Genomic DNA, 24,721 nt, shown 5'->3' with positions numbered 1-24,721 from the left:
CATCAGATGAAGTCGGATGAAGGTCGACGGTTGACCGAGACTGCGCAATGGAGGAGATCCTGATGGAAAGGCCGAACAATCGTAAGCGCGTCGTGGCGACAGCGGTGGCCGGTGGTCTGGTGGCAGTGACCCTGGCGGGCTGCGGCAGTGGCGGCTCCGACGGCGGCAAGAAGTCCGCGGGCGGCGGCGGCCCGGACGGCGTCAAGCAGTCGACGCGGGCCGTGCAGGCCACGCATCACAAGACCGCCGGCGCCAAGACCGCCAAGCTGACGCTCGCCACCGAGGTCAAGGGAGCCGGCGAGCAGGCGGCCGCCACCGGTGCCGGAGTGGTCGACCTGGCCGACGGCAGCAGCGACGTCACGCTCACCTCCCAGGGGCAGGAGCTGCAGCAGCGCACCCTGGACGGGATGATCTACCAGCAGCCGCCGGCCGGGTCGGGGAGCGGCCTGCCCGACGGCAAATCCTGGATGAAGATCGACCTGGCGAAGCTGGCCGAGCAGCAGGGCGCCGGCGCGGGTGCCGGGCAGGTCAGCGATCCGGCCGCCTCGTTCTCGTACACTAAGGGCATCTCGGACAAGAATGTGAAGAAGGTCGGCACCGCGACCGTCGACGGTGCGAAGACCACGCACTACCGGGTGACGGTGGATGTCGACGCGCTCGCGAAGGACAACACCGAGCAGACCCGGAAGCTGAAGGAACAGCTCGGCGCCACGCTCCCGCTGGACATCTGGCTGGACGGGGACGGGCGGCTGCGGCAGCAGAAGATGGAGCTGACGGTCAAGCGCCCGGCGGGCGAGACCGAGGGCCCCGCCCAGGTCGCCGTCCTCACCACGCTGAAGCTCAGCGACTTCGGTACGGACGTGAACGTCACCGCGCCGGCCGCCAAGGACACGGTCGATGTGACGGCCAAGCTGGCGGAGCAGGGCAGCGGGAACCAGGCCGGCTAGCAACCGGCCGAGACGGCGTCACCGGCCGCGGCACAGCAGCGCCGCCCGCAGGTCGAGGCGGTCGTCCAGGCGGGACAGGTCGCGGCCGGTGATGTGCTCGATCCGCCGCGCGCGCCCATGATCCGTGGCGGGCGAGGAACGTCTCCAGGGTCTGGAGCAGGGCCGCCGACGAGGCGTTGTCGGCGTCGAGGAGTGCGGCCAGGACGGTGTGGCTGTACGCGGCGCGAACCTCCTCGGGTATGCCGGTCAGCAGCGCATCGAGGCCGGTGAAACTCGCGGCGTCGGTGACGGACGACGTGCCGGGGGCGGTGTTGCGGCCGGAGGCCAGGGCGTAACGGGCCTGCGACAGCGAACCGTTGAGATCCTGCGGGCCGTCGGCGCGGGGGCCGACCCCCGCGTGCAGGGGGCGGGAGGTGTCGCACGCGGCGATCAGCGGCCAGATCGCATGCGCCACCGCCTCCGACAGCGCCGAGCCTGCGGGCGCCGCGGTGATCACCTGGTACGGGCCGTGCGGCGCGGACCAACTCACCGATCTGCCAAGGGCGTTCAAGGGCAATCCGTGCCGCACGAACTGGTCACTCAGGGCCCGGTGACCCACCGTCAGGCGGTGTGAAAGGAAAGGGTGTTGGGGACGGGCGTTGGGGACGGCGCGTTCCGCGTGCCTCTGTGGGATCGCGTGGGGCTGCCGGCGGGTCACCCCGCCTCGGCCGGCACCCGCCCCGACTTCACGGCGGCCACCAGGGCCGCGTGGTCGCGCTCGTTCTGGTCGGCGTAGCTCTCCGCGAAGTCGGCCAGCGCGTTGTCGAACGTGGGGCCGGCGCCCAGATACGCGGCGACGGCGATCCGGTCGCCCGAGCGGGCGTGGGCGCGGGCGAGTGTCGCGCCGCACATCTCACCGAACACCCGCATCCCGTTGGGGATCATCTCCTGCGGTTCCAGGATGCCTTTCCAGTCGTGCAACTGCCTTACGTAGAAGTCCCGTTGACGGCCGTCCAGTCCGCGCACCCGGTCCCACCCCAGAAAGACGTCGCCCACCGCCTGCATGAGCCGCTGCCCGGCGACGACGCGCTGCCCCTGATTGTTGTACTCACTCGCGCCCACGTGCTCGGCCAGCACCGAGTGGTCCGCCTCCTTCGCCTGGAGGATCAGCGGATCCGTGTCGTCCTTGCCCAGCAGGAGCAGGATCCAGCAGCGCGTGCCCACGCTGCCCACGCCGACGACCTTGCGGGCGATGTCGACCACGCGGTACTGCCGGAGCAGTTGCCTCCGCTCGGTGGACAGGCTTCTGCCGTACCGGTCGACCAGCTTGTGGAGTTCGGTCACGAACGTCTCGTGCTGCCCGCCCCGCAGCAGGTCGTCGATCGGCACGACCAGCGGCGGATCGGCCGCGAAGCGGCGCTCGCCGTCGCGCGGCCGGGTCAGCTTCTCGAACGCCTTGAGGCTGTCGCGGGTGCGCGCCTTCGTCATCGACTTCGACAGCCGCTCCCGGCCCTTGGCGCCGAGCCGCCGGTCGGCCAGCGGCGCGAGTTCCGCCATGTCGGCGACGGTGTACCAGACGTCGAGATTGCCCATCCCGGCGAAGGCGCGCATGCGCTCGCGGTAGGACCGTACGGCCGCCCGTACGATCATGGACCGCTCCTTGGCGGAGTAGCCGTTCTCCCGGCCGGCGATCACCAGGCTCGCGGCGAGCCGCTTGACGTCCCACTCCCACGGGCCCGGCAGCGTCTCGTCGAAGTCGTTGATGTCGAAGACCAGCCGGCGTTCGGGCGAGCCGAGGAGCCGGAAGTTCAGCAGATGCGCGTCGCCGCAGAGCTGGGCCCTGATGCCGGAGACCGGGGTGGCCGCGAGATCACCGGCCATGATCGCGGCGGCGCCCCGGTAGAAGCGGAACGGCGACTCCGTCATACGGCCGTACCGGATGGGCACCAGCTCCGCGACCCGCGTCTGCGACTGGGCGTCGACGACCGACACCGGGTCGGGCCGGTCGCGGCCCGCCTCGAACTCCGCGTGACCGGACCTCGGCGCGATCTTGCGCGCCGTCTTGCCCCGCTCGGCACGCTCGGCCGGGGTCAGGTGGACCGCCCGCCGCCGGGCATCCGCGCCGGAGCGCCTGCGGGAGTGACCGCTCGGACTACCGCCGGAGTTTCTGCCGCGCCTGGTCATCGATGCGCCTCCACCCCGAGAGCCGCCCCCACCCGTCCACTATCCGGCCCCCACCGGCCCCGCGCATGTCGACGGGGCCGGGCACGGCGCGCGTGTCCGTACGGTCAGGACTTGCGGACGGCGGCCAGCAGGGCGGGCGAGTGGTAGGCCGTGGACGTACCCGCGTGCCAGGACACCAGGTCCGGGGCCTCCGGCCGGGCGCCGCCGAGGACGTAGAGGGTCACCAGGCTCACCGCGCCGATCACGGTGATCCCCAGCGTGATCCCCACCGCCTGGTGGAATCCGTCGGCGAGCCCCTGGACCAGCGCGAAGTGCAGCAGGACCGGGCCGATCAGGAACGCCGCCTCCGAGCGCAGCAGCTCGACCAGGGCGAAGGTCGGACCGATCTGCAGGGCGGGGACGGAGAAGCCGGCCAGGAAGAGTCCCGGTGTCACGCCCGCGCCCGCGCCGAAGCCGAGGAAGAAGGAGGCGACGGGGACGGTCGTGGACGCGTTCGACGTGGAGGCGGCGAGCAGGACGGCGGCACCGATGGCCACACTGACGGTGCCGCACAGGGCCAGATACGGCGTCCAGCGGGTCGACATGAGCCGGCGGAACAGCAGGGCGGCGATGAGGACGCCGAGGATCTGGGGTGTGACGAGCGCCCCGATCCGTACGGCGGAGAACGCCGCCTCCCTGGTGTAGTAGACCTCGATCAGCTCCAGCAGGGTGGTGAAGCAGGCCCCGACGAGCATCGCGTTGAGCGTGCCGACGACCGGCAGGGTGTTGCTGATGGGCCGCACCGGCATCAGCGGCCGCTCCTTGCGGTACTGGCCGCCCACCAGGGCGACGCCGCAGACCAGCCCGACGAAGACCGGTACGTAGAACTCGGGGTCGCTGAAGTGGCCGCGGGTCAGCCAGGAGACGCCGAAGAACGGCAGCGCGGTGGTGCCGAACGCGAGCGGGATCGCGGACCAGTCGAATTTGGCACGCCGGTCCGGTGGCTCGTTGCCCTCGAAGGTCAGGGAGCCGACGAACAGTCCGATCAGCGCCAGGGTGCCGATGCCCGCGAACAGCGGACGCCAGCCGCCGAACGAGCCGACGAGCCCGCCCACCAGTGGCCCGAAGGCCACCATGCCGAACAGTCCGAGGCTGACGACGGCGGCGGTGGTCTGAAGCTTGTTGATGGGGTGTCCGGTGATCAGCGGCGGCAGCGCGGCGACCAGCAGCATGCCGGTGAACAGCCCCTGGAGGACCACTCCGGCGGCGAACATGCCGATGTTCTGCGCGCTGAGCGCGAGCGCCGAACTCAGTACGAATCCGCTCTCGCAGACGAGATAGACCCGGCGCCGGGCCACCCGCTGCACGAGGTCGGCGCAGGCGACGGCACCGAAGGCGTACGCGGCGTTCGACATACCTGCGGTGAGCTGGAGTTCGTACGCCGTGGCGCCGATGCTCCGCATGATCTGCGGCTCCATCAGGGCGGTGGCGGTGGTGAGGATCAGATACGGGCTCAGCGCGAGGAGCGCCAGGGTGACAGCCGCCGGGTAGTTCCCGGCCAGCGGAAGCCGGGTGAACAGATTCGGCGAAGGTGAGCTGGACGGCAAGAACGCCTCCGGGGCCGGCGTGGGGGGACGCGGGGGGAAAACGAGGGGCCCGCGGTGGGGAGGGTCCGCGAACCGGCTCAGCGTACGGTCGTACGCCGCGCACTCCGGCCTGACACGCCCGCCCCGCGGAGGAGACCTCCGTCCGCACGACCGGCCGCCGCATACCCCCCGCCGGTCGTCGTACGGCCCGCGCCGGGCCCGGACGGCTCGTTCGGCGTACCCGAGGGTGCACTCCACCGGGGTACGCCGAACTGGAGCACACGCCGCCGGGATCGCGGAGGCCCCGGGCGGCGATCCGGGCCTGCGCCGAGTCGCCGTCCGGGGCCTCCCGGGGCCCGTGTTCCGGCCGCCCCGCCGCCGCGCGCCGTGCCGTCTACTCCGGGCGCTCGGTGATGGTGATCCTGCCGCGTCTGATGGTGGCGAGGCGGGTCGCGCGGCGTGCGATGGCGCTGTCGTGGGTGACCATCACGAAGGTCAGCCCGTGCTCCTTCCAGAGCCCTTCGAGCAGATCCATGATCTCGTCGCGCATGGACTCGTCGAGGTTGCCGGTGGGTTCGTCGGCGAGCAGCACCTTGGGCTGTTTGACCAGCGCCCGCGCGATGGCGACGCGCTGCTGCTGACCACCGGACATCTCGGAGGGCACGTGCTTGAGGCGCTCCCCCAGGCCGACGGAGCGCAGGGCCTCGGCGGCGCGGTCGCGGCGTTCGCCGGCCTTGACGCCGAGGGGGACGAGCGCCGTCTCGACGTTCTCCTGCGCGGAGAGGGTGGGGATGAGGTTGAAGCTCTGGAAGACGAAGCCGATGGACCGGCCGCGTACGTCGGTGAGTTTGGCCTCGCCGAGCCGGGCGAGGTCGGTGCCGTCGAGCAGGACGCTGCCCGCGGTGGGCCGGTCGAGGCCGCCGAGCATCTGGAGGAGGGTGGACTTGCCGCCGCCGGTGGGGCCCTTGATGACCAGCCGGTCGCCCTCCCCGATGGTCAGGTCGACGCCGGCGAGCGCGTGGACGGTGTCCTTGCCCCTGCGGTACTGCTTGGTGACGCCGCTGAGTTCGTACATGGTGCGACTCCTGGGCTGTGCGATGGGTGGAGGGTGGTCGTACGGCCCAGGGGTCACTCGACGCGGCGCAGCGCGTCGGCGGGCCGGAGGCGCGAGGCGCGCCAGCCGCCGAAGGCGCCGGCGATCAGGCCGCCGGTCACCGCGAGGCCGACCGCCAGGGCGATCGTGGCGGCGGAGACGGGTGCGGTGAGGGCGATCTCGACGGCCTTGTCGGCGGCCTGACCGGCGGGGCCGCCCGCACGGGCCATGCCGCCGCCCGGACCGCCGCCGGCACCGGCACCACCGGCCGCGGCGCCGAGTTGGGCGGTGAGGGACGGGCTGACCGCGGTCAGCGCGTAAGCGCCGGCCACGCCGACGGCTATGCCGAGCGCGCCGCCGACCAGCCCGTTGACCATCGCCTCGCCGACGACCTGCCGGGTGACGCGCCCGCTCTTCCAGCCGAGGGCCTTGAGCGTGCCGAATTCCTGTACGCGGCGGCTCACGGCCGACATGGTGAGCAGGCCCGCGACGACGAACGCGGCGATGAGGACGGCGATGGACAGCCACTTGCCGACGCTGGTGGCGAGGTCGGACGCGGTGGAGAGGGAGCCGGAGACCGTGTCGGCGAGGTCGGCGGAGGTGGTGACGGTGGTGCCCGAGATGTTCTTCTGGATGGCCGACTTGACGGCGCCGATCTGCTGCGAGTCGTCGGCCTGGACGTAGACCGTGGTGACCTTGTCCTTGGAGTCGGACAGGGTCTGCGCCTGCTTCAGCGGGATGTACAGATTGGCCGCGGCGTCACCGCTGTCGGCGGTGGATACGCCGACGATCTCGAACTTCGTTCCCTTGATGGTGACTTCGGTGCCGACCTTGTACTTCTTCTCCTTCGCGTAGGCGGCGTCGACCACGGCCACCTTGGCGTCGGTCTCGGTCGTTTTGAACGCGCGGCCGTCGGTGATCTTGGAGGAGGTCAGCGGGCCGAGGTCCTGGTGGGCGGTGTCGGTACCGTAGACCGTGTAGGAGTTGACGCCGAAGTTGGCTCCGCCGCCCCGTACTTCACCCTGTGGACCGCCGCCGCCACCGCCTCCGCCGCCGGTCGTGCCGCCCTCCTTCGGCTGGAACTCGCCGGGCTTGAACTCCCCGTCGACCTTCAGGACCGTGAGGCTGAGGCCGCCCACGGCGGTGGCCACGCCGGACTGGCCGCCGACCTTGTCCACGGTGCTGGACGCGAGGGTCTGGAAGCCTTGCGGCATGACCACGTCGCTGCTCTGCTGCTCGTCGCCGTCCTGGGCGTCGAAGTTGAAGCGGGGCCGTGCGGTGCCGCCTTCGGAGGCGGGCGGGGCGGCCTTGGTGACGGTCATGTCGGTGCCGAGTCCGTACAGCGACTCCAGGACCTTCCCCTGGGCCTTCTGCATGCCGGAGGAGACGGAGTTGACGACAATGACCAGCGCGATACCGAGTGCGAGCCCCGAGGCGACGACGAGCGCGGCCTTTCGGCGGCGGCGCAGTTCGCGCCGTAGGTAGGTGAAGAACATGGCGTGAAAATATGCACGGTGCGTGATGGCAGCGTATGAGCGAGGTAAGAGAAGGATGAGAAGCCGTCGGCACAGCGAACGGGAGTCATGGATGTCGCGCTACGACGAGATCAAGCACCGGGTCGTCACCACGTTCCAGCGGCGGGTCGCCAATCCGCTGTCGACCCGGATGCCGGGGCAGATCCTGCTGGAGACCACGGGGCGCACGTCCGGACTGCCCCGGCGGACACCGGTCGGCGGAAGCCTGGTCGGGCGGGAGTTCTGGCTGGTGTCGGAGTACGGCGACACGTCGCAGTACGTACGGAACATCCGGGCCGACCCGAGGGTCCGGGTGCGGATCAAGGGTGTCTGGCACGACGGGACCGCCCGTCCGATGCCGGAGGACGATCCCCGCGCGCGGCTCAGGACCCTGCCGACGGGCAACAGCGCGATGGTGCGGCTGATGGGCACGAACCTGCTGACGGTGCGTGTCGACCTGGACGGCTGACGGGCCGGGTGCGGCCGTCTCAGGCGTCGCCGCCCGACGTGTCGGGGAACGAGTGGTGCTCGTGCGCGACCACCCACCGACCCCGCTCCTTGCGCAGCCCGACGGTCAGCCGCAGCCGGGTGGCCGAGCGCTCGGCCACCTCGCGCGGTGAACCGCAGCGCAGGAGGGCGTACGCGTAGGCGACGTCGGCGCCCGCGGTGATGTCCAGCTCCAGGAGGTCGAACGTGGCACCGTTCGCCTGCCACTCGAAGAAGCCGGGCCAGGTCTCGCGGTAGGCGTCGAGGCCGCGTACGCCCTCCTGGGGCGGTGGCACGTCGAACATCACGATGTCCGCGGCGTGGTCGGCCAGCACCCCGTCCATGTCACCGGTGCGCACGGCCGCCGCCCAGCGCTCGATCAGGGTCCGGATCTGCTGCTCGTCGTCGGACATCGGTGTGCCTCGCTTTCCTTGAGTGCGGTGCGGTGCGGCGACCTTGAGGGAGGATCACCTCGCCCCGGTCCGGGACGCGCGGCGCCGGCCCGGCCGTGCTCACGCCGGCTCCACCATGAACAGCGCGGCCCGGACGGCGGTGGCCGAGCCGGCCCCGTCGCCGTCCCAGCCGCGTACCTGGATGGTGACGCTCTCGCCGGGCAGCAGCGTCAGCGGCCCCTGGTCGGCGACGGCCGACGGCGCGAGCCGGTCGGCCTGGAGCAGCAGGTCGCGCAGCAGCGTACGGGCGGTGACGACGACGTCCACGACGCCCTCGCGGTCCACGGTCTCCACGTCGTAACGCGGGGCCGGGTAGGCGAACTCCCGGTCGCGTACGGGGAAGTGCACCGCCCGCAGCTCCCCCGCGTCGGCGACCAGGAACTCCTTCGCCGAACCGGCGTCCGGCAGCAGGTCCTCCGGCACCGGCGCGAACGCGACCGAGCGGGCCCCGGCGCGCGCCGTCACCGTGGTCTCGGCGAGGGTCCGCCCGTCGGCGGCCATGCGGCGCAGCCGCACGTCGGCGTCCCAGGGCGTCGGGGACTGGTTGTCGGCGACGACGGCCGGCCGGCCGTCGCGGTTCTGCACGGTGAGCAGCCGGTCCGCGTACAGCCGCCGCAGCGTGAAGTACAGCGGTTTGAGGCGTGCGTCGCCGTCGATGGCCGCCCAGGAGGTCACCGGCCAGCAGTCGTTGAGCTGCCACAGGACGGTGCCCGCGCACACCGGCCAGTGGGACCGCCAGTGTTCGATGCCGGTGGCGATGGCGCGGGCCTGGTTGAGCTGGGTGAGGTAGTGCCAGCGGTCGAAGCCGGCCGGCCCGGTGTCGGGCAGGGCGAAGTGGTGGGCGAGGCCGCGCTCCAGTTTGCCGTTGCCGTCGTACGCCTTCTGGTGGTGGAGCATGCCCGGTGAGGTGGCGGACAGTTCCTCTCCCGGCAGGGCGCGGCGCAGTGTGGCGTGGGCGGGTGGTGCCTGCCAGCCGAACTCGGCCACGAAGCGGGGGACGGTGTCGAGGTAGTCGGTGTAGTCGGTGCGGTTCCAGACGTCCCAGGAGTGCGCGGTGCCGTGCGCGGGGTCGTTGGGGTGGTGGTCCCAGGTGCCGGACCAGGGGCTGCCCGCCCAGTAGGGCCGGGTGGGGTCGGTCTCGGCGACGACGCGGGGCAGCAGGCCCAGGTAATAGCCCTCGCCCCAGGAGTCGCCGGCGAGCGCGGGCTCCCAGTCCCAGTCGCGGAAGCCCCACAGGTTCTCGTTGTTGCCGTTCCACAGGACGAGGGAGGCGTGCGGCATGAGGCGGGTGACGTTCTCGCGGGCCTCGGCCTCGATCTCGGAGCGCAGCGGCTGCTCCTCGGGGTAGGCGGCGCACGCGAAGGGGAAGTCCTGCCAGACCAGCAGGCCCAGTTCGTCGCAGACGTCGTAGAAGTCGTCGCTCTCGTAGATGCCGCCGCCCCAGACCCGTACGAGATTGACGCCCGCGTCGGCGGCCTGGGTGAGACGGGTGCGGTAGCGGTCGGGGGTGATACGGGAGGGGAAGACGTCGTCGGGGATCCAGTTGACGCCGCGCGCGAAGACCGGCTCGCCGTTGACGGCCAGGGTGAAGGCGGTGCCGTGCGCGTCGGCGCCGGTGTCGAGGGTGACGGTACGGAATCCGAGCCGCCGCTCCCAGCGGTCGAGGACGGCGCCGTCGGCGTCCAGCAGCTCCAACTCCGCCGCGTACAGAGCTTGTTCGCCGTAGCCGCGGGGCCACCAGAGGGCGGCGTCGGGGACCTCGACGGTGACGGTGGTGTGCGCGCCGTCGAAGTCGACGGACGCGGTGTGGTCGCCGACGCGGGCGCGGACGGTGAGGCCCCCCGCCGTGGGGGTCCGCTCGACGTCGACGCGCAGTTCGGCGCGGCCGGTCGAGCCGTCGACCGTCACCAGCGGGCGGACGGTGGCGAGCCGGGCGGTGGACCAGTGCTCCAGGCGGACGGGCTTCCACATACCGGCCGTGACCAGGGTGGGCCCCCAGTCCCAGCCGAAGGAGCAGGCCATCTTGCGGATGTACTGGAACGGTTCGGGATAGGCGTTGGGCCGCTCTCCCACCAGCGCGCGTACGGCCTCGGCCTCGGTGTAGGCGGAGGTGAACTCCACGCAGAGCGGCGTGGGACCGGCGGGGTCCAGCCGGTCCGTCACGTCGAAGCGGTAACTCCGGTGCATGTTGCGGGTGTTGCCGACGCGTTCACCGCCCACGCTGATCGCGGCGACGGTGTCGAGTCCCTCGAAGACGAGGTCGGTGCGCTCGTGCGCGGTGTCGCGGGCGCCGAGGACGGTGTCGTAACGCCAGTCCGCACGGCCGATCCAGGCGACCGCCGTCTCGTTCCGGGCGAGGAAGGGGTCCTCGACGATCCCGGCGGCGAGCAGGTCGGTGTGGACGCAGCCGGGGACGGCGGCCGGTACGTCGGTCCGCTCGTGGCGCAGCGTCCAGCCCTCGGCCAGGGGGGTGACGTCCTTCATGCGGCATGCTCCGATCTCCGTAGACCGGTCCACGGTACTTCGCGGTGCGGAGGGGGGAGTTGAGGTGGGTTCAGGGCACCATCGCGATGCCGTCCAGCTCCACCAGCGCGCTCTCGTCCCAGAGTCTGACCACGCCGATCAGCGCCATCGCCGGGTAGTCGCGGCCGGCGAGCCGCCGCCACACCCGGCCCAGTTCGGCGGCGTGCGCCCGGTAGTCCGCGACGTCGGTGGCGTAGACGGTGACGCGCGCGAGATGGGCGGGGGCGCCGCCCGTCGCGGCCAGCGCGGCGAGGAGATTGCCGAGCGCCGTCTCGAACTGCTCGACCAGGGTCTCCCCCACGACCTCGCCGGCCGGGTCGAGCGCGGTCTGCCCGGCCAGGAACACCAGCCGTCCTTCCGTCGCCGTCACGCTCACGGCGTGCGAGAAACCGGTGGGCGGGGCGAGTTCCGCGGGGTTGGTCCGCTGCAGGCTCATCCGTACAACTCCTTGGCGATGATGGTGCGTTGGACCTCGGTCGCGCCCTCGTAGATCCGGGGCGCGCGGACCTCGCGGTAGAGGTGTTCCAGCAGGTGGCCGCGTTGGAGGGCGCGGGCGCCGTGCAGTTGGACGGCGGCGTCGACCACGTACTGCGCGGTCTCCGTCGCGAACAGCTTCGCCATCGCGGAGCGGCGCGGCACGTCCGGCGCCCCGGAGTCGTACGCCTCGGCCGCCGCGTACACCAGCAGCCGGGCCGCCTCCGTACGCGTGGCCATCTCCGCCACCTGGTGGGCCACGGACTGGAGGTCCTTGAGCGGGCCGCCGAAGGCGGTGCGGTCGGCGGTGTGCAGGAGCGTCGCCTCCAGGGCGGCACCGGCCATGCCGACGGCGAAGGCGCCGACGCTCGGGCGGAAGAGGTTGAGGGTGTTCATGGCGACGCGGAAGCCCGCGTCCACCTCGCCGAGCACGTCGGCGGCGCTCACGCGTACGGAGTCGAAGGCCAGGGCGCCGATGGGATGCGGTGAGAGCATCTCGATCGGCGAGCCCGTCAGTCCCGGCCGGTCGGCGGGGACGAGGAACGCGGTGACGCCGCGCGCGCCGGCGCCCGGGGTGGTCCGGGCGAAGACGGTGTAGAAGTCGGCCTCGGGCGCATTGGAGATCCAGCGCTTCTCGCCGCTGAGCAGCCAGCCGCCGGCCGCGCCCTTCTCCGGTACGGCGCTGAGCGCGAGCGCCGCCGCGTCGGATCCGGCGCCCGGCTCGCTCAGCGCGAACGCGGCCACGGCGCGGCCCGCCGCCACCTCGGGCAGCCAGCGCGCCCGTTGTTCGTCGGTGCCGGCCTGGACGAGGGGGTAGCTGCCGAGGCCCTGCAGGGCGAGCGCCGTCTCGGCCTCCGTACTGCCGTGGGCCAGGGACTCGCGCAGCAGGCAGAGATCGAGCGCTCCGGCGGTCAGCATGCGGCCGAGGAGCCCCAGCTCACCGAGGGCGGCGACCAGCGGGCGGTTGATCCGGCCGGGCTCGCCCTTCTCGGCGAGTGGGCGCAGCCGGTCGGCGGCGACGGCGCGCAGCTCGTCGCACCAGGACTTTTGTGCCGGATCGAGCGAGAATACGGGCATCCGGGCCCTCACTTGAATCGCGTCTATCGCGGACTGTTGACTGTCGTCACCTACACGATACGCTCGATGCACAAGGCCACCAAGCCACCCCACGAGGGGGCGAACGATGGAGCTGACACCGGCGGTTCTCACACCCTCGGCGCACCGCGACACTTTTCCGCGCGACCATCTGCCGCCGCCCGAACAGTGGCCGGAGCTGGTCTTCGACCCGCCCGGACTGCGCGGGCCCGACCGGCTCAACTGCGCCGTCGAACTGCTCGACCGCACGGTGGAGCGCTTCGGCGCCGACCGCCCCGTCTTCCATCTCCCGTCCGGCGGCAGCTGGTCGTACGGCCAACTGCGCGCCCAGGTCGACCGGATCGCGCACGTCCTGACCTCCGACCTGGGCGTGGTGCCGGGCAACCGGGTCCTGCTGCGCGGCCCGACGACACCCTGGCTGGCCGCGTGCTGGCTGGCCGTGCTCAAGGCGGGCGGGGTGGCGGTGACCGTGCTCGCCCAGCAGCGGGCGCGGGAGCTGGCCACGATGTGCGAGATCGCCCGGGTCGGGCACGCGCTCTGCGACATCCGGTCGGTGGACGACCTGGTCGAGGCGGACGTGCCGGGGCTGCGCGTCGCGACGTACGGAGGGGACGCGCCGGACGATCTGCTGCGGCTGGCGGCGGGGAAGCCTGAGCGGTACGAGGCGGTGGAGACGGCGGCCGACGACGTCGCGCTCATCGCGTTCACCTCGGGGACCACGGGACGACCCAAGGGCTGTATGCACTTCCACCGCGATGTGCTCTCCATCGCGGACACGTTCTCGCGCCATGTGCTGCGCCCGGAGCCGGACGACGTGTTCGCCGGCAGTCCGCCGCTCGGTTTCACCTTCGGGCTCGGCGGCCTGGTCGTCTTCCCGATGCGCGCGGGCGCGTCGGCACTGCTGCTCGAACAGGCGGGCCCCAGGCAGCTGTTGGCGGCCGTCACCGAGCGCGGGGTGTCGGTGCTGTTCACGGCGCCGACGGCGTACCGCGTGATGCTGAACGAACTCGGCGCCGCGGGGAGCGCGGGGACCGCGGGGACCTACGACATCTCCGGTCTGCGCCGCTGCGTGTCCGCCGGGGAGAATCTGCCCGCCGCCACCTGGCAGGACTGGTACGACCGGACCGGGATCCGCGTCATCAACGGCATCGGCGCGACGGAGCTGCTGCACATCTTCATCTCGGCCGCCGACGAGGCGGTCCGGCCCGGCACGACGGGCGTGCCGGTGCCCGGCTGGGAGGCGCGGGTCGTGGACGAGTCCGGCGACCCGCTGCCCGACGGGGAGGCGGGGCTGCTGGCCGTACGCGGCCCGGTGGGCTGCCGCTATCTCTCCGATGCGCGCCAGTCGGTCTACGTACGCGACGGCTGGAACCTCACCGGCGACACCTACGTCCGGGAGCCGGACGGCTACTTCCGCTATGTCGCGCGCGCCGACGACATGATCATCTCGGCGGGATACAACATCGCGGGCCCCCAGGTCGAGGAGGCGCTGCTGGCGCACCCCGATGTGACGGAGGCGGCGGTCGTGGGCCACCCCGACGAGCTGCGGGGCCAGATCGTGGCGGCGTACGTCGTCCTGCGCGAGGGCGTACGGCCGGGCGAGGAGACGCGCGAGGCGCTGCGGGCGTTCGTCACGTCCCGGCTGGTGCCGTACAAATGCCCGCGCGTCTTCGAGTTCCTGGCCGCGCTCCCCCGTACTCCGACGGGCAAACTCCAGCGCTTCCGGCTGCGGCCGGACGCCTGAGCGGGATCTCGGTGCGGGCCGGGGGCAGTGCGGGCCGGGGGCTCAGTACAGGCTGGGGTGGGGTTCGGGTGGTCCGCCGAGGGTGTACCGCAGGGACAGCGGGGCGCTGCCGTCGATGTCGGTGACACCGAGGTGCGCGCCCAGTTCGGCCCCGATCAGCGCCCTGCCGGAGAGCCGCATGAGGTCGTCCGACGCGTGGAGGGCCGCGATCACCCGGCCGGTGAACTGCGGGGACTCGCGCCTGGCCGTCGGCCTGGCCTCAGGGGGCAGTGTCGCGAAGTGCGCGCGGGCGCGCTCGGTGTCCAGCCCGCCCATCCAGATCGAGACGGCGGCGACGTGGTGGGGGCGCAGGTCCTTGGCCATGTCGGCGGCCATCTTGTCGGCGCCGGCCTTCTGGGCACCGTAGGCGGGTCCGAGGTGGTAGGACACGGCGCCGTAGTGGCCGGTGTTCACGATCAGGCCCCGGCCGCCGGCGATCAGCAGGGGTGCGGCGTGGAAGCTCGCGACGTAGTGCGACCGCAGGCCGACCCCCATGACATCGGCGGCCTCCAGCGGCTGTTCCCAGAACCCGCCGGGGGACATGGTGTTGACCACCGCGGCGGCGTTGTTGACCAGGATGTCGAGCCGGCCGTGCTCGCGTCCTATCCGGGCGAACAACTCCGCCACGGCGCCGTCGTCCGCGTGGTCGACGGAGACCGGGACGCCTCGGCCGCCGGCCTCGTCGACGAGCGCCGCGGTCTCCGCGACCGTCCCGCCGTAGGGCGAGTCGGACGACTGCCGGCTGCGACCCGTGACGTAGACGGTCGCGCCCGACTGCCCGAGCGCGAGGGCGATGCCCTTGCCCGCTCCCCGGCTGGCTCCGGTGACCACGGCCACTCGCGGCCCGTTGCTGCTCGACGCCGACATGGCACGCTCCACTTGGTTGGATTCTTAGTTAGATTCCGATCGAACACTTGCCACTGTACGATGGCGATCTAACATGTCAAGCCGAGGAGGGAGGGCTCCGCGATGGCCGAGCCGGTCGCGCCCCGTGCCAGAAATCTGGTCCACGCCGACCCGAAGGACGTGACCCTGCAGGACGCGCTCAACGCCCTCTCCGATCCGGTACGGCGCTCGATCCTGCGCGAATGCGCGGGTGAACCGGATTTCAGCCGGGCATGCGGGACGTTCGACCTGCCCGTCTCGAAGGCGACCGCCAGCCACCACTTCGCGGTCCTGCGCGCCGCCGGACTTCTGGAGCAGGTGGACAAGGGCGCGCGCAGGCTCAACCGGCTGCGGCAGCCCGAATTCGAGGCGCGGTTCCCCGGCCTGCTGGCACTCGTTCTCGCGGAAGGCACCCCGCCCGCAGGCGGACGGCGCCCCTTGGCGGACAGGCCCTAGCCTTCGAAAACAGGCCCTAGAGTGATCACGTGGCCGAGCAGCACACCCCGCGATCCCTGATCGTCACCCTCTACGGCGCGTACGGCCGGACACCGGACGGCGCGCCGCTCGCCGTGGCCGAGCTGGTCCGGCTGCTCGGCGCGCTCGGGGTCGACGCGCCGTCGGTGCGGTCGTCGGTGTCGCGGCTCAAACGCCGGGGGCTGCTGATCGCCGAACGCACGCCCGAGGGCGCGGCGGGATACGCGCTCTCGGCCGACGCCCGGCAACTCCTCGACGACGGCGACCGGCGCATCTACGACCGCCCCGCGCCCCGGCTGTCGGACGGCTGGGTGCTCGCGGTGTTCTCCGTCCCCGAGGCCGAGCGGCACAAGCGCCATCTGCTGCGGTCACGGCTCGCCCGGCTGGGCTTCGGGACCGCCGCGCCGGGCGTGTGGATCGCACCCGGCCATCTGTACGAGGAGACGCGGCACGCGCTGGAGCGGCTGCGACTCGACCCGTACGTCGACCTGTTCCGCGGCGAACACCTGGGCTTCGCGGCGACGGCGGAGGCGGTGGGCCGGTGGTGGGACCTCGGGGAGATCGCCACCCTGCACGAGGAGTTCCTGGCGGTCCACGAGCCGGTGCTGCGACGGTGGGAGACTCACGGCCCGGCCGCCGATCCGGCCGAGTCCGCCTACCGGGACTATCTGCCGGCGCTCGACTCCTGGCGCCAACTGCCGTATGCCGACCCCGGGTTGCCGAGGGAACTGCTGCCGGCGGACTGGCCGGGCGGACGCTCGGCGGAGGTCTTCACGGCGCTGCACACCCAACTGCGCGACGCCGGGGCGGAGTTCGTCCACCCGGCCTGAAATCGGATGACTCGACCGGCCGTCCGCCGTCATCATGCGGAGCATGGACGAAGCACCCGAACCGCAGTGGATGGTCGTCGCCAACATCGTGCGGTGGCGGCGGTACGGCGACGGCGGACAGGAGCTGCGCCCCGGCACGAAGGCGTACCGGGGCGGCGCGCGTGTGTTCGTCGTCTCCACCTACGCCGGCATGGGCAACATGGAACTGACCACGGTCGGCCAGGCCCGCAACACCGGCCACTGGATCACCATCGACACGTCGACCCGCCATCTGCACACCTTCCGGGCCAAGCTCGTGCACACCCCGGCGGTGCTGCGCCGGGCCGGCAAGCTCGGGATCGAGGGCCACACGGAGGAGCTGGCGCGGGAGCGGGCGACGGGCCTCGAACGCCTCGCGGCGCTCTACCGCCAGGAGACCTTCGCGGGCATCCCGCACCCGGGCGGCTGCCTCTGCCACGAGTGCCTGACGTCGGCCTGACACCCACTCATGTCAGGAGAGGGTCAACCTCGGCTTCGGGCCGTCCGTGCGGCCCGTCGGAGGTGTGCGGCTGCCCGCGCGGTACGGCAGGGGCCAGGGTGCGGCCGGGCCGCTGTAGCCCTGGTCGGCCGCCGCGTGAAGGGTCCAGTGCGGGTCGTAGAGGTGGGGGCGGGCCAGGGCGCAGAGGTCCGTGCGGCCCGCCAGCAGGAGCGAGTTGACGTCGTCCCAGGACGAGATGGCGCCGACGGCCATCACCGGGACCCCGAGGGTGTTGCGGATGCGGTCGGCGAACGGTGTCTGGTAGGAGCGGCCGAACTCGGGGCGTTCCTCGGGGACCACCTGCCCGGTCGACACGTCGATCGCGTCGGCCCCGTGCGCGACGAACGCGCGCGCCATCTCGACCGCATCCTCGGCGGTGTTGCCGCCCGGGGTCCAGTCGGTGGCGGAGATCCGGACGGTCATCGGCCGGTCGGCGGGCCACAACTCCCGTACGGCGTCGAAGACTTCGAGCGGGTAGCGGAGCCTTCCCGTGAGGTCGCCGCCGTAGGCGTCGGTCCGGGTGTTGGTCAGGGGGGAGAGGAAACCGGAGAGCAGGTAGCCGTGGGCGCAGTGGAGTTCGAGCAGGTCGAACCCCGCGTCGGCGGCCCGGCGGGCCGCGGCGGCGAACTGCTCGCGTATCGAGGTGAGTCCGGCCCGGTCGAGCGCCTGCGGGACCTGGCTGATGCCCGGTAGGTACGGCAGCGCCGAGGCGGCGGACAGCGGCCAGTTGGCGTCCGGCAGCGGCCGGTCCATGCCCTCCCACATGAGGCGGGTGGAGCCCTTGCGTCCCGAGTGGCCGAGCTGGATGCCGATGGCGGCGCCGGCCCCGGCCCCGGCCTCCGCCGAACCGGCCTCCGTGGGGGCGCCGTTGTGCACGAAGTCCGTCACCCGCCGCCAGGCCGCGCCCTGTTCGTCCGTCCAGAGCCCGCTGCAGCCCGGTGTGATCCGGCCCTCCGGGCTGACGCACACCATCTCCGTCATCACGAGCCCCGCCCCGCCGAGCGCGCGCGCCCCGAGATGCACGAGGTGGAAGTCGCCGGGAACGCCGTCCTCGGCGACGTACATGTCCATGGCCGAGACCACGACCCGGTTGCGCAGGGTCAGTCCGCGCAGCCGGAAGGGGGTGAACATCGGGGGCGTACCGGGCGCGCAGCCGAAGTCCGCCTCCACCGCCCCCGTGAAACGGGCGTCGCGCAGCCGCAGATTGTCGTGGGTGACGCGGCGGCTGCGGGTGAGCAGGCCGAACGCGAACTGCCGGGCGGGCTGGTCGACATAGGTGGCCAGCTCCTCGAACCAGCGCAGACTCGCCGCCGCCGCGCGCTGCGTCGACTCCACGACGGGGCGCCGCTCGGTCTCGTACGCCGCGAGCGCGGCCGGCAGATCGGGCCGCTCCTCGATACACGCCGCGAGCGCCAGGGCGTCCTCGACGGCGAGCTTCGTGCCGGAGCCGATGGAGAAGTGCGCGGTGTGGGCGGCGTCGCCGATGAGGACCGTGTTGCCGTGGCTCCAGTGTTCGTTGACGACCGTGCGGAACGCCGTCCAGGACGACTTGTTGGCCCGCAGCGCCCGCCCGCCGAGCGTGTCGGCGAAGATCTTGGCGCACCGCTCGGTGGACTGCCGCTCGTCGAGCGCGTCGAACCCCGCCGCGCGCCAGACCTCTTCGCGCATCTCGACGATGACGGTGCTCGCGTCGGCCGAGAACGGGTAGCCGTGGAGCTGCATCACACCGTGTTCGGTCTCGGCGATCTCGAAGCGGAACGCGTCGAAGGCGAAGTCGGCGGCGAGCCAGATGTAGCGGCAGCGCTCGGTGGTGACGGTGGGCCGGAAGACATCGGCGTGGCTCTCGCGGGTGCGGCTGTTCACCCCGTCGGCGGCGATCACCAGGTCGTGGGTGGCGGCGAGTTCGGCGGCGGGCGGTGCCTGGGTGCGGAAGCGGAGCCGTACGCCCAGGGACGCGCAGCGCTCGTGCAGGATCTCCAGGAGCCGGCGGCGGCCGAGGGCGGCGAAGCCGTGGCCGCCGGAGGTCAGGGTGCGGCCCCGGTGGACGATGTCGATGTCGTCCCAGCGCACGAACTCGCCCCGCAGGGCGCCGTGGACGGTGGGGTCGGCGTGCTCGATGCCGCCCAGGGTCTCGTCGGAGAGTACGACCCCGAAGCCGAAGGTGTCGTCGGGGGCGTTGCGTTCCCAGACGGTTATCTCGCGTCGGGGGTCGAGCCGCTTGAGCAGCACGGCGGCGTACAGCCCGCCCGGTCCGCCGCCGATGACGGCGACCTTCAGAGGCTCGGCGGGCAGAGGCTCGGCGACCTTCAGGGGCTGAGCGGCCGGGGGCTCGGCGGGCAGGGCCTCGGCGGCTGTCCCCGCGCCCGACACGGCTAGCGGCCCTGCCACTTGGGGGGCCGCTTCTCGGTGAAGGCGGCGTGGAACTCGGCGTAGTCCTCGCCGTTCATGAGCAACGCCTGTGTGGCGGCGTCCAGTTCGACGGACGCGGCGAGCGGCATGTCCAGCTCGGCGGTGAGCAGCGCCTTCGTCTGCGCGTACGCGAGGGCCGGGCCGTCGGCGAGGCGGCGGGCGAGTTCGGCGGCGCGGGTGTCGGCGGCGCCCTCGTCGGTCAACTCGCTGATGAGACCGATGCGTGTCGCCTCGGGCGCGCGCACCGGTTCGCCGAGCATCAGCAGCCGGGTGGCGTGTCCGAGGCCGACGACGCGCGGCAGCAGATACGCCGCGCCCATGTCGCCGCCGGAGAGACCGACGCGGGTGAAGAGGAACGCGAAGCGCGCGGTGGGGTCGGCGATACGGAAGTCGGCGGCCAGCGCGAGGACGGCGCCGGCACCGGCGGCGACCCCGTGCACGGCGGCGATCACCGGGAACGGGCATTCACGTACGGCCCTGACGACCTGCCCGGTCATCCGGTTGAAGTCCAGGAGCTGGGCGGTGTCCATGGAGAGCGTGGCACCGATGATCTCGTCCACGTCGCCGCCCGAGCAGAAACCACGCCCCTCGCCCGCCAGGACGAGGGCGCGTACGGACCGCTCCCTGGACAGCTCGGCGAGCAGATCGCGCAGGTCGGCGTAGGCGCCGAAGGTGAGGGCGTTGAGCTTGTCGGGACGGGCGAGGGTGACGGTCGCGACACCGTCCTCGCGCGTCAGCCGCAGATGGCGCCACTCCTCGGTGCGGGGGGTGGAACCGGAGAACGGGCTCATGGGGTGCGGCCTCCTTCAGCTCGATGCTGGGCGGACCTTCGCAAGAAAGGTATCACTCGTCTGTGACCGCCGTCACGAGTGCGCGATACGGTGCGCGAAGCCGCACGCCCGTGGTGCGCGAAGCCGCACGCCACGCCGTGGGCGATACCGTGCGCCAGGCCGTGAGCGGGCCGCGCCACACCCTCCGGATCCCGCCCGGCGCCGCCGAAGGTCCCGGGCCATAAGTGGCGGAGGTCCCATATCCGGCGGTCCGCTGCCTCTTGTTATGCCGCTCACGCTCCGTAAGGTTGGGCTCAAGCCCACGTGTGTCGGGAGACTCCCCGTGTTACGCCTCACGACCTCACGGCCCCCCGCACAGTCCCGAACGGATTCCCCGCCTTGCTCGACGAAGCATCGGACACCGCCTCCTGGCGCATCACCCTGCCGCACAGCGCGGCAGCGGTGCCGATGGCGCGTGCCCTGATCCGTACGGCGCTGGCCGACATCGGACCGACGGCGGACAGTGACACGGCGGAGCTGCTGACGGCGGAGCTGGTCGCCAACGCCGTCGAGCACACCAGTCCGGACATCCCCATCGAGCTGGTGGTCGAGCTACTGCCCTCGGGCTGCCAGATCGAGGTCCACGACGGCGACCCGGGCCCGCCGGGCGACCTGTCGACGCCGGTGCCCGGCCGCGTACCCGACCCCTGGCAGGAGCACGGCAGGGGCCTGCTGCTGATCCGTACGCTGAGCGCCGACTGCGGTCACCGTCCGACGGATCAGGGCAAGGCGGTCTGGTTCACCCTGTCGGCGCGCTGACACCGTGGCCGTAGGCGCGCCCGACACCGTGGACGCGAGCGCGCCCGACACCGTGAAGGTCAGCGCGCCGCACCCCGCGGCGTGACCGGGTCCGGTGCCAGCGTCGCGACGAGCACGGCCTTGATCGTGTGCAGCCGGTTCTCCGCCTCGTCGAAGACCACGGAGTGCGCGGACTCGAACACCTCGTCGGTCACTTCGAGTTCCGTGAGCCCGTGGCGCTCGTGGATCTCCCACCCGACGACCGTCCCCAGGTCGTGGAAGGCCGGGAGGCAGTGCATGAACTTCACGTCCGGATTCCCGGTGGCGCTCAGCACGTCCATCGTCACGCTGTACGGCCCGAGGGCCGCGATGCGCTCGTCCCAGATCTCCTGCGGCTCCCCCATCGACACCCACACGTCGGTGGCCACGAAGTCGGCGCCGCCGACACCCTCCGCGATCGACTCGGTGAGCGTGATCCGGGCGCCGCTGACCTCGGCGGACTTACGGGCGAGGGCGACGACGTCGTCGGCGGGCCAGTAGGCGCGGGGCGCGACGATCCTTACGTCCATGCCCAGCAGCGCGCCGGTGACGAGGTAGGAGTTGCCCATGTTGTAGCGGGCGTCGCCGAGATAGGCGAAGGCGATCCGCTCCAACTGCTTGTCGGTGTGCTCGGTCATCGTGAGCACGTCCGCGAGCATCTGCGTGGGGTGCCAGTCGGCGGTGAGCCCGTTGAAAACGGGCACCCCGGCGTAGGCGGCCAGCTCCTCGACGGTCGCCTGCGCGTCGCCGCGGAACTCGATGCCGTCGAACATCCGGCCGAGCACGCGCGCGGTGTCCTTGGCGGACTCCTTCTTGCCGATGTGCGAGCCGGTCGGGTCGATGTACGTGGTCGAGGCGCCCTGGTCGGCGGCGGCCACCTCGAACGCGCAGCGCGTACGCGTCGACGCCTTCTCGAAGATGAGGGCGATGTTCTTGCCGCGCAGGAGCTGCACCTCGTTGCCCGACCTCTTCGCGGCCTTGAGCCCGGCGGCCAGCTCGACCAGCCCCCGGAACTCCTCGGCGGTGAAGTCGAGCTCCTTGAGGAAGTGGCGGCCTGCGAGTTGTATCGCCATGTGGCTGCTCCTGCGTCGCGAATACGGAGACCTGTACGGGGACCGATACAGAGACCTTGGAACTATATACGACCTTCCGTATTGATATACAGGGGGCGTGGATGGCCCGGCCCAGGAGAACCCCGCGCCCCGTCAGACCGCGTCCCGTTCGATCGGACAGCTCATACAGCGGGGGCCGCCCCGCCCCCGGCCCAGCTCACTGCCCCGGATCTCGATCACCTCGATCCCCTGCTTGCGCAGATACGTGTTGGTGGTGACGTTGCGCTCGTACGCCACGACCACCCCCGGCTCGACGGCCAGCACGTTGCAGCCGTCGTCCCACTGCTCACGCGCGGCCGCGTGCACGTCCTGGGTCGCCGTCAGGACACGGATCTCGTCGAGCCCCAGGGCGGCGGCGATCGCGCGGTGCATGTGCTCCGGCGGATGGTCGGTCACCTTGAGTTCGTTCCCGCCCGCGCCCGGCTCGATGGTGTACGAGCGGAGCATGCCGAGGCCCGCGTACTGCGTGAAGATGTCGCGGTCGACCATGGTCATGACGGTGTCGAGGTGCATGAAGGCACGCCGCTTGGGCATGTCGAGCGCCACGATCGTCCGGGCGGAGCCCGCCTCGAACATCCCGCGCGCCAGCATCTCGACGGCCTGCGGTGTGGTGCGCTCGCTCATCCCGATCAGCACGGCACCCTCACCGATGACCAGGACGTCCCCGCCCTCGATGGTGGAGGGGTAGTCGTCCTGCCCCTCGGACCAGTGGTGGAAGGGCCCCGCGTCCGGGCCGGTGAAGAGCGGGTGGTGCTTGTAGATCGCCTCGAAGTGGACGGTCTCGCGCTGCCGGGCCGGCCAGCGCATCGCGTTGATGGACACGCCGTCGTAGATCCAGGCGGAGGTGTCGCGGGTGAAGAGGTGGTTGGGCAGCGGGTCGAGCAGGAAGTCGTCCAGGTCCATGACATGGAAGCGGACGGAGGTCGGTTCGGCGTGGCTGTCCAGGAACTCCCGCTTGGTCATACCGCCGACCAGCGCCTCCACCAGTTCGCCGGTCGGAAGCTGGTCGAAGACCGATCTGAGGTGATCGGTGGCGAGCGGGCCGTACTCCTTCTCGTCGAAGACACGGTCCAGGACGAGCGCGCGGGCCGTCGGGATGTCCAGGGACTCCCGCAGCAGGTCGCCGAAGAGATGGACCTTGACGCCCCGGTCGCGCAGGACGTCGGCGAAGCCGTCGTGCTCCTCACGCGCGCGGCGCACCCACAGCACGTCGTCGAAGAGCAACGCGTCCTTGTTGCCGGGGGTGAGCCGCTTCAGCTCCAGGTCGGGGCGGTGCAGTATGACGCGGCGCAGCCGCCCGGTCTCGGAGTCGACATGGAATCCCATGACCCCATCCTGGCGGATCGGGTGCCGTTCACGCGGGGAATGAGGAAGTCCCTCTCCGTCGGCGGCGAGTCATGTCGATGAACGATTCGTATGGATATGAATGCGGGTCCGCGTTCGGAAAGTCAACTACGCACCATGGACATGCCAAGGTCTAGACCTGCACGATATTCAGTCCAAGACGAGAGAGGTTGTTCACATGGATAGACGACAACTGATCGTTCGGGGGGCCGCCCTGGCACTGACCGCCCCCGCCCTGCCCCTCCTGCTCGCCCCCGCGGCGCACGCCGCCCCGCCCTCCGCCCAGTTGCCTTCCCGCGCCGAGATCATCGCCGTGCTGCGCCGCGTGACCGACCACTGGATCAGCACGCACGGCGACTCGGGGAACAACGGCTGGGCCCGCGCCACCTTCTTCAGCGGGCTCATGGCCGTCCACCGGCTCACCCGCGACGCCCGCTACCTCAACTACGCCCGCGCCTGGGCCGAGAAGCACAACTACGGCATCCTCGGCGGCGTCACCACCCGGCACGCGGACAACCACAACGCCATCCAGACCTATCTCGACCTCCACGAGATCGAGCCCGAGGCGCGCAAGCTCACCGCGGCCGAGGACACGCTGCGCCGCATGATCACCAACCAGCCCAACAAGAACGACGACTGGTGGTGGGACGACGCGCTGCACATGGCGATGCCGCCGTTCGCCCGTTTCGGCCAGTTGCGCAACGACAGCGCCTTTTCCACCAAGCTCCAGCGCCTCTACAACCACACCAAGCGCGTGCAAGGTGGGCCCGGACTGTGGGCCCCCGATCTGGGTGGCCTCTGGTACCGCGACGACCGCTTCCTGCCCGGCAGGATCCTCTCCCCCAGCGGCAAGCCCGTCCTGTGGTCGCGCGGCAACGGCTGGGTGGCGGCCGGCCATGTCAAGGTCCTCAAGGCACTGCCCGCGGGGGCGCCCAACGTTCCCGAGTACCGCGACACCCTCACCCGGCTCGTCACCACACTCGGGCCTCTCCAACGCACCGACGGCTTCTGGAACGTCAACCTCGGCGACCCGGCGCATCTGCCCGGCCCGGAGACCAGCGGTACGTCCTTCTTCGCCTACGGCGCCGCGTACGCCATCGGCGCACAGCTCGTGCCGTCCGCGACATACCTGCCCGTCGCCGCCCGCGCCTGGAACGGGATGGTGGCGACGGCCGTGCACGCCGACGGTTTCCTCGGATACGTCCAGAACGTCGGCGACCGGCCCGAGTCGAGCCAGCCGATCACCTACAACTCGACAGCGGACTTCGGGGTGGGGGCGTTCCTCCTGGCGGGAACGGAGCTGGCCGGCCTGGCCCGCTAGGGAGTGTCCTGCCGATCGGGCCGGGCCCTGTCCGGCGGATCCTCCGGTGCCCCGTTCGGTGCCTCGGCGCGCGGCCACCGACCGCCCGTCGAGGCACCGGACACGGATCCGAGACAACACCCATGAA

The 24,721-nt window shown here is 71.7% G+C and carries 22 protein-coding genes; 9 read left to right on the top strand and 13 right to left on the bottom strand.

Features of this window, described 5'->3' with window-relative positions:
* Positions 1-62: 62 nt before the first annotated feature.
* The gene (locus ACFUN8_RS08605) at positions 63-947 is read left to right on the top strand and encodes a hypothetical protein (RefSeq protein ID WP_383633525.1); all 885 of its coding nucleotides are present in this window, start codon (positions 63-65) and stop codon (positions 945-947) included.
* A 413-nt stretch (positions 948-1,360) separates the two neighbouring features.
* Positions 1,361-1,540, top strand: a complete 180-nt coding sequence (locus ACFUN8_RS08600) for a hypothetical protein (protein WP_383633522.1) — start codon at positions 1,361-1,363, stop codon at positions 1,538-1,540.
* A 100-nt stretch (positions 1,541-1,640) separates the two neighbouring features.
* Here the strand turns inward: ACFUN8_RS08600 and ACFUN8_RS08595 are convergent, their stop codons facing one another.
* The 4 genes from ACFUN8_RS08595 to ACFUN8_RS08580 all read right to left on the bottom strand — a co-directional run bounded on the left by ACFUN8_RS08595 (position 1,641) and on the right by ACFUN8_RS08580 (position 7,264).
* A complete protein-coding gene (locus tag ACFUN8_RS08595) occupies positions 1,641-3,110 on the bottom strand; it encodes a DUF2252 domain-containing protein (RefSeq protein WP_383633519.1) in 1,470 nt (489 codons plus the stop codon).
* Positions 3,111-3,214: 104 nt separating this feature from the next.
* Positions 3,215-4,696, bottom strand: coding sequence for an MFS transporter (locus tag ACFUN8_RS08590; protein WP_383633516.1), 1,482 nt, complete (start codon positions 4,694-4,696; stop codon positions 3,215-3,217).
* 373 nt (positions 4,697-5,069) lie between these two features.
* Positions 5,070-5,750, bottom strand: coding sequence for an ABC transporter ATP-binding protein (locus ACFUN8_RS08585; protein WP_383633513.1), 681 nt, complete (start codon positions 5,748-5,750; stop codon positions 5,070-5,072).
* A 53-nt stretch (positions 5,751-5,803) separates the two neighbouring features.
* Positions 5,804-7,264, bottom strand: a complete 1,461-nt coding sequence (locus tag ACFUN8_RS08580; RefSeq protein ID WP_383633510.1) for an ABC transporter permease — start codon at positions 7,262-7,264, stop codon at positions 5,804-5,806.
* Between the two features lie 91 nt (positions 7,265-7,355).
* On the opposite strand from ACFUN8_RS08580, the gene ACFUN8_RS08575 reads away from it, so the two are divergent.
* On the top strand, positions 7,356-7,751 hold the full coding sequence (locus ACFUN8_RS08575) for a nitroreductase/quinone reductase family protein (RefSeq protein WP_383633507.1): 396 nt from the start codon (positions 7,356-7,358) through the stop codon (positions 7,749-7,751).
* Between the two features lie 19 nt (positions 7,752-7,770).
* Here the strand turns inward: ACFUN8_RS08575 and ACFUN8_RS08570 are convergent, their stop codons facing one another.
* From ACFUN8_RS08570 to ACFUN8_RS08555, 4 genes are all read right to left on the bottom strand, one after another.
* The gene (locus ACFUN8_RS08570) at positions 7,771-8,181 is read right to left on the bottom strand and encodes a YybH family protein (RefSeq protein ID WP_383633505.1); all 411 of its coding nucleotides are present in this window, start codon (positions 8,179-8,181) and stop codon (positions 7,771-7,773) included.
* Between the two features lie 99 nt (positions 8,182-8,280).
* Complete coding sequence (locus tag ACFUN8_RS08565) at positions 8,281-10,704, bottom strand: glycoside hydrolase family 2 protein (RefSeq protein WP_383633502.1); 2,424 nt, start codon at positions 10,702-10,704, stop codon at positions 8,281-8,283.
* A 70-nt stretch (positions 10,705-10,774) separates the two neighbouring features.
* Complete coding sequence (locus ACFUN8_RS08560) at positions 10,775-11,179, bottom strand: RidA family protein (RefSeq protein WP_383633499.1); 405 nt, start codon at positions 11,177-11,179, stop codon at positions 10,775-10,777.
* Positions 11,176-12,294, bottom strand: a complete 1,119-nt coding sequence (locus ACFUN8_RS08555) for an acyl-CoA dehydrogenase family protein (RefSeq protein ID WP_383633496.1) — start codon at positions 12,292-12,294, stop codon at positions 11,176-11,178. The genes ACFUN8_RS08560 and ACFUN8_RS08555 overlap by 4 nt, the downstream gene beginning before the upstream one ends.
* A gap of 106 nt (positions 12,295-12,400) precedes the next feature.
* Here ACFUN8_RS08555 and ACFUN8_RS08550 point away from each other — a divergent pair, with 106 nt between their 5' ends.
* On the top strand, positions 12,401-14,056 hold the full coding sequence (locus ACFUN8_RS08550) for an AMP-binding protein (protein WP_383633493.1): 1,656 nt from the start codon (positions 12,401-12,403) through the stop codon (positions 14,054-14,056).
* 42 nt (positions 14,057-14,098) lie between these two features.
* Here the strand turns inward: ACFUN8_RS08550 and ACFUN8_RS08545 are convergent, their stop codons facing one another.
* Positions 14,099-14,962 carry an SDR family NAD(P)-dependent oxidoreductase gene (locus ACFUN8_RS08545; protein WP_383633490.1) on the bottom strand — a complete coding sequence of 288 codons (864 nt, stop codon included), beginning with the start codon at positions 14,960-14,962 and terminating at the stop codon, positions 14,099-14,101.
* A gap of 102 nt (positions 14,963-15,064) precedes the next feature.
* Between ACFUN8_RS08545 and ACFUN8_RS08540 the strand changes: the two genes are divergently transcribed.
* The 3 genes from ACFUN8_RS08540 to ACFUN8_RS08530 are packed head-to-tail and all read left to right on the top strand — an operon-like array spanning position 15,065 to position 16,762.
* Positions 15,065-15,436, top strand: coding sequence for an ArsR/SmtB family transcription factor (locus ACFUN8_RS08540; protein ID WP_383633487.1), 372 nt, complete (start codon positions 15,065-15,067; stop codon positions 15,434-15,436).
* 29 nt (positions 15,437-15,465) lie between these two features.
* The gene (locus tag ACFUN8_RS08535) at positions 15,466-16,284 is read left to right on the top strand and encodes a PaaX family transcriptional regulator C-terminal domain-containing protein (protein ID WP_383633484.1); all 819 of its coding nucleotides are present in this window, start codon (positions 15,466-15,468) and stop codon (positions 16,282-16,284) included.
* Positions 16,285-16,327: 43 nt separating this feature from the next.
* Positions 16,328-16,762 carry a hypothetical protein gene (locus ACFUN8_RS08530; RefSeq protein ID WP_383633481.1) on the top strand — a complete coding sequence of 145 codons (435 nt, stop codon included), beginning with the start codon at positions 16,328-16,330 and terminating at the stop codon, positions 16,760-16,762.
* 12 nt (positions 16,763-16,774) lie between these two features.
* On the opposite strand, the gene ACFUN8_RS08525 is transcribed toward ACFUN8_RS08530, so the two are convergent.
* Together ACFUN8_RS08525 and ACFUN8_RS08520 are read right to left on the bottom strand one after the other, a co-directional pair.
* The gene (locus ACFUN8_RS08525) at positions 16,775-19,111 is read right to left on the bottom strand and encodes a bifunctional salicylyl-CoA 5-hydroxylase/oxidoreductase (protein WP_383633634.1); all 2,337 of its coding nucleotides are present in this window, start codon (positions 19,109-19,111) and stop codon (positions 16,775-16,777) included.
* A 62-nt stretch (positions 19,112-19,173) separates the two neighbouring features.
* A complete protein-coding gene (locus ACFUN8_RS08520; protein WP_383633478.1) occupies positions 19,174-20,001 on the bottom strand; it encodes an enoyl-CoA hydratase family protein in 828 nt (275 codons plus the stop codon).
* 378 nt (positions 20,002-20,379) lie between these two features.
* Between ACFUN8_RS08520 and ACFUN8_RS08515 the strand changes: the two genes are divergently transcribed.
* Positions 20,380-20,799 (top strand): ATP-binding protein, encoded by a 420-nt coding sequence (locus ACFUN8_RS08515; protein ID WP_383633475.1) that lies wholly within the window; start codon positions 20,380-20,382, stop codon positions 20,797-20,799.
* Positions 20,800-20,858: 59 nt separating this feature from the next.
* On the opposite strand, the gene argF is transcribed toward ACFUN8_RS08515, so the two are convergent.
* Both argF and ACFUN8_RS08505 read right to left on the bottom strand, forming a co-directional pair.
* The gene (argF, locus tag ACFUN8_RS08510) at positions 20,859-21,890 is read right to left on the bottom strand and encodes an ornithine carbamoyltransferase (protein ID WP_383633473.1); all 1,032 of its coding nucleotides are present in this window, start codon (positions 21,888-21,890) and stop codon (positions 20,859-20,861) included.
* 132 nt (positions 21,891-22,022) lie between these two features.
* Positions 22,023-23,255, bottom strand: coding sequence for an arginine deiminase (locus tag ACFUN8_RS08505; RefSeq protein WP_383633470.1), 1,233 nt, complete (start codon positions 23,253-23,255; stop codon positions 22,023-22,025).
* A gap of 196 nt (positions 23,256-23,451) precedes the next feature.
* On the opposite strand from ACFUN8_RS08505, the gene ACFUN8_RS08500 reads away from it, so the two are divergent.
* Positions 23,452-24,594: a glycoside hydrolase family 88 protein gene (locus tag ACFUN8_RS08500; protein WP_383633467.1), complete on the top strand. Its 1,143-nt coding sequence runs from the start codon at positions 23,452-23,454 to the stop codon at positions 24,592-24,594.
* Positions 24,595-24,721 lie beyond the last annotated feature (127 nt).

Origin of the sequence: Streptomyces sp. NPDC057307 (genome assembly GCF_042667665.1) — a bacterium.
Classification (GTDB): domain Bacteria; phylum Actinomycetota; class Actinomycetes; order Streptomycetales; family Streptomycetaceae; genus Streptomyces.
Note: the sequence above shows the minus strand (reverse complement) of the source record. Positions and strands in the feature narration are given on the sequence as shown.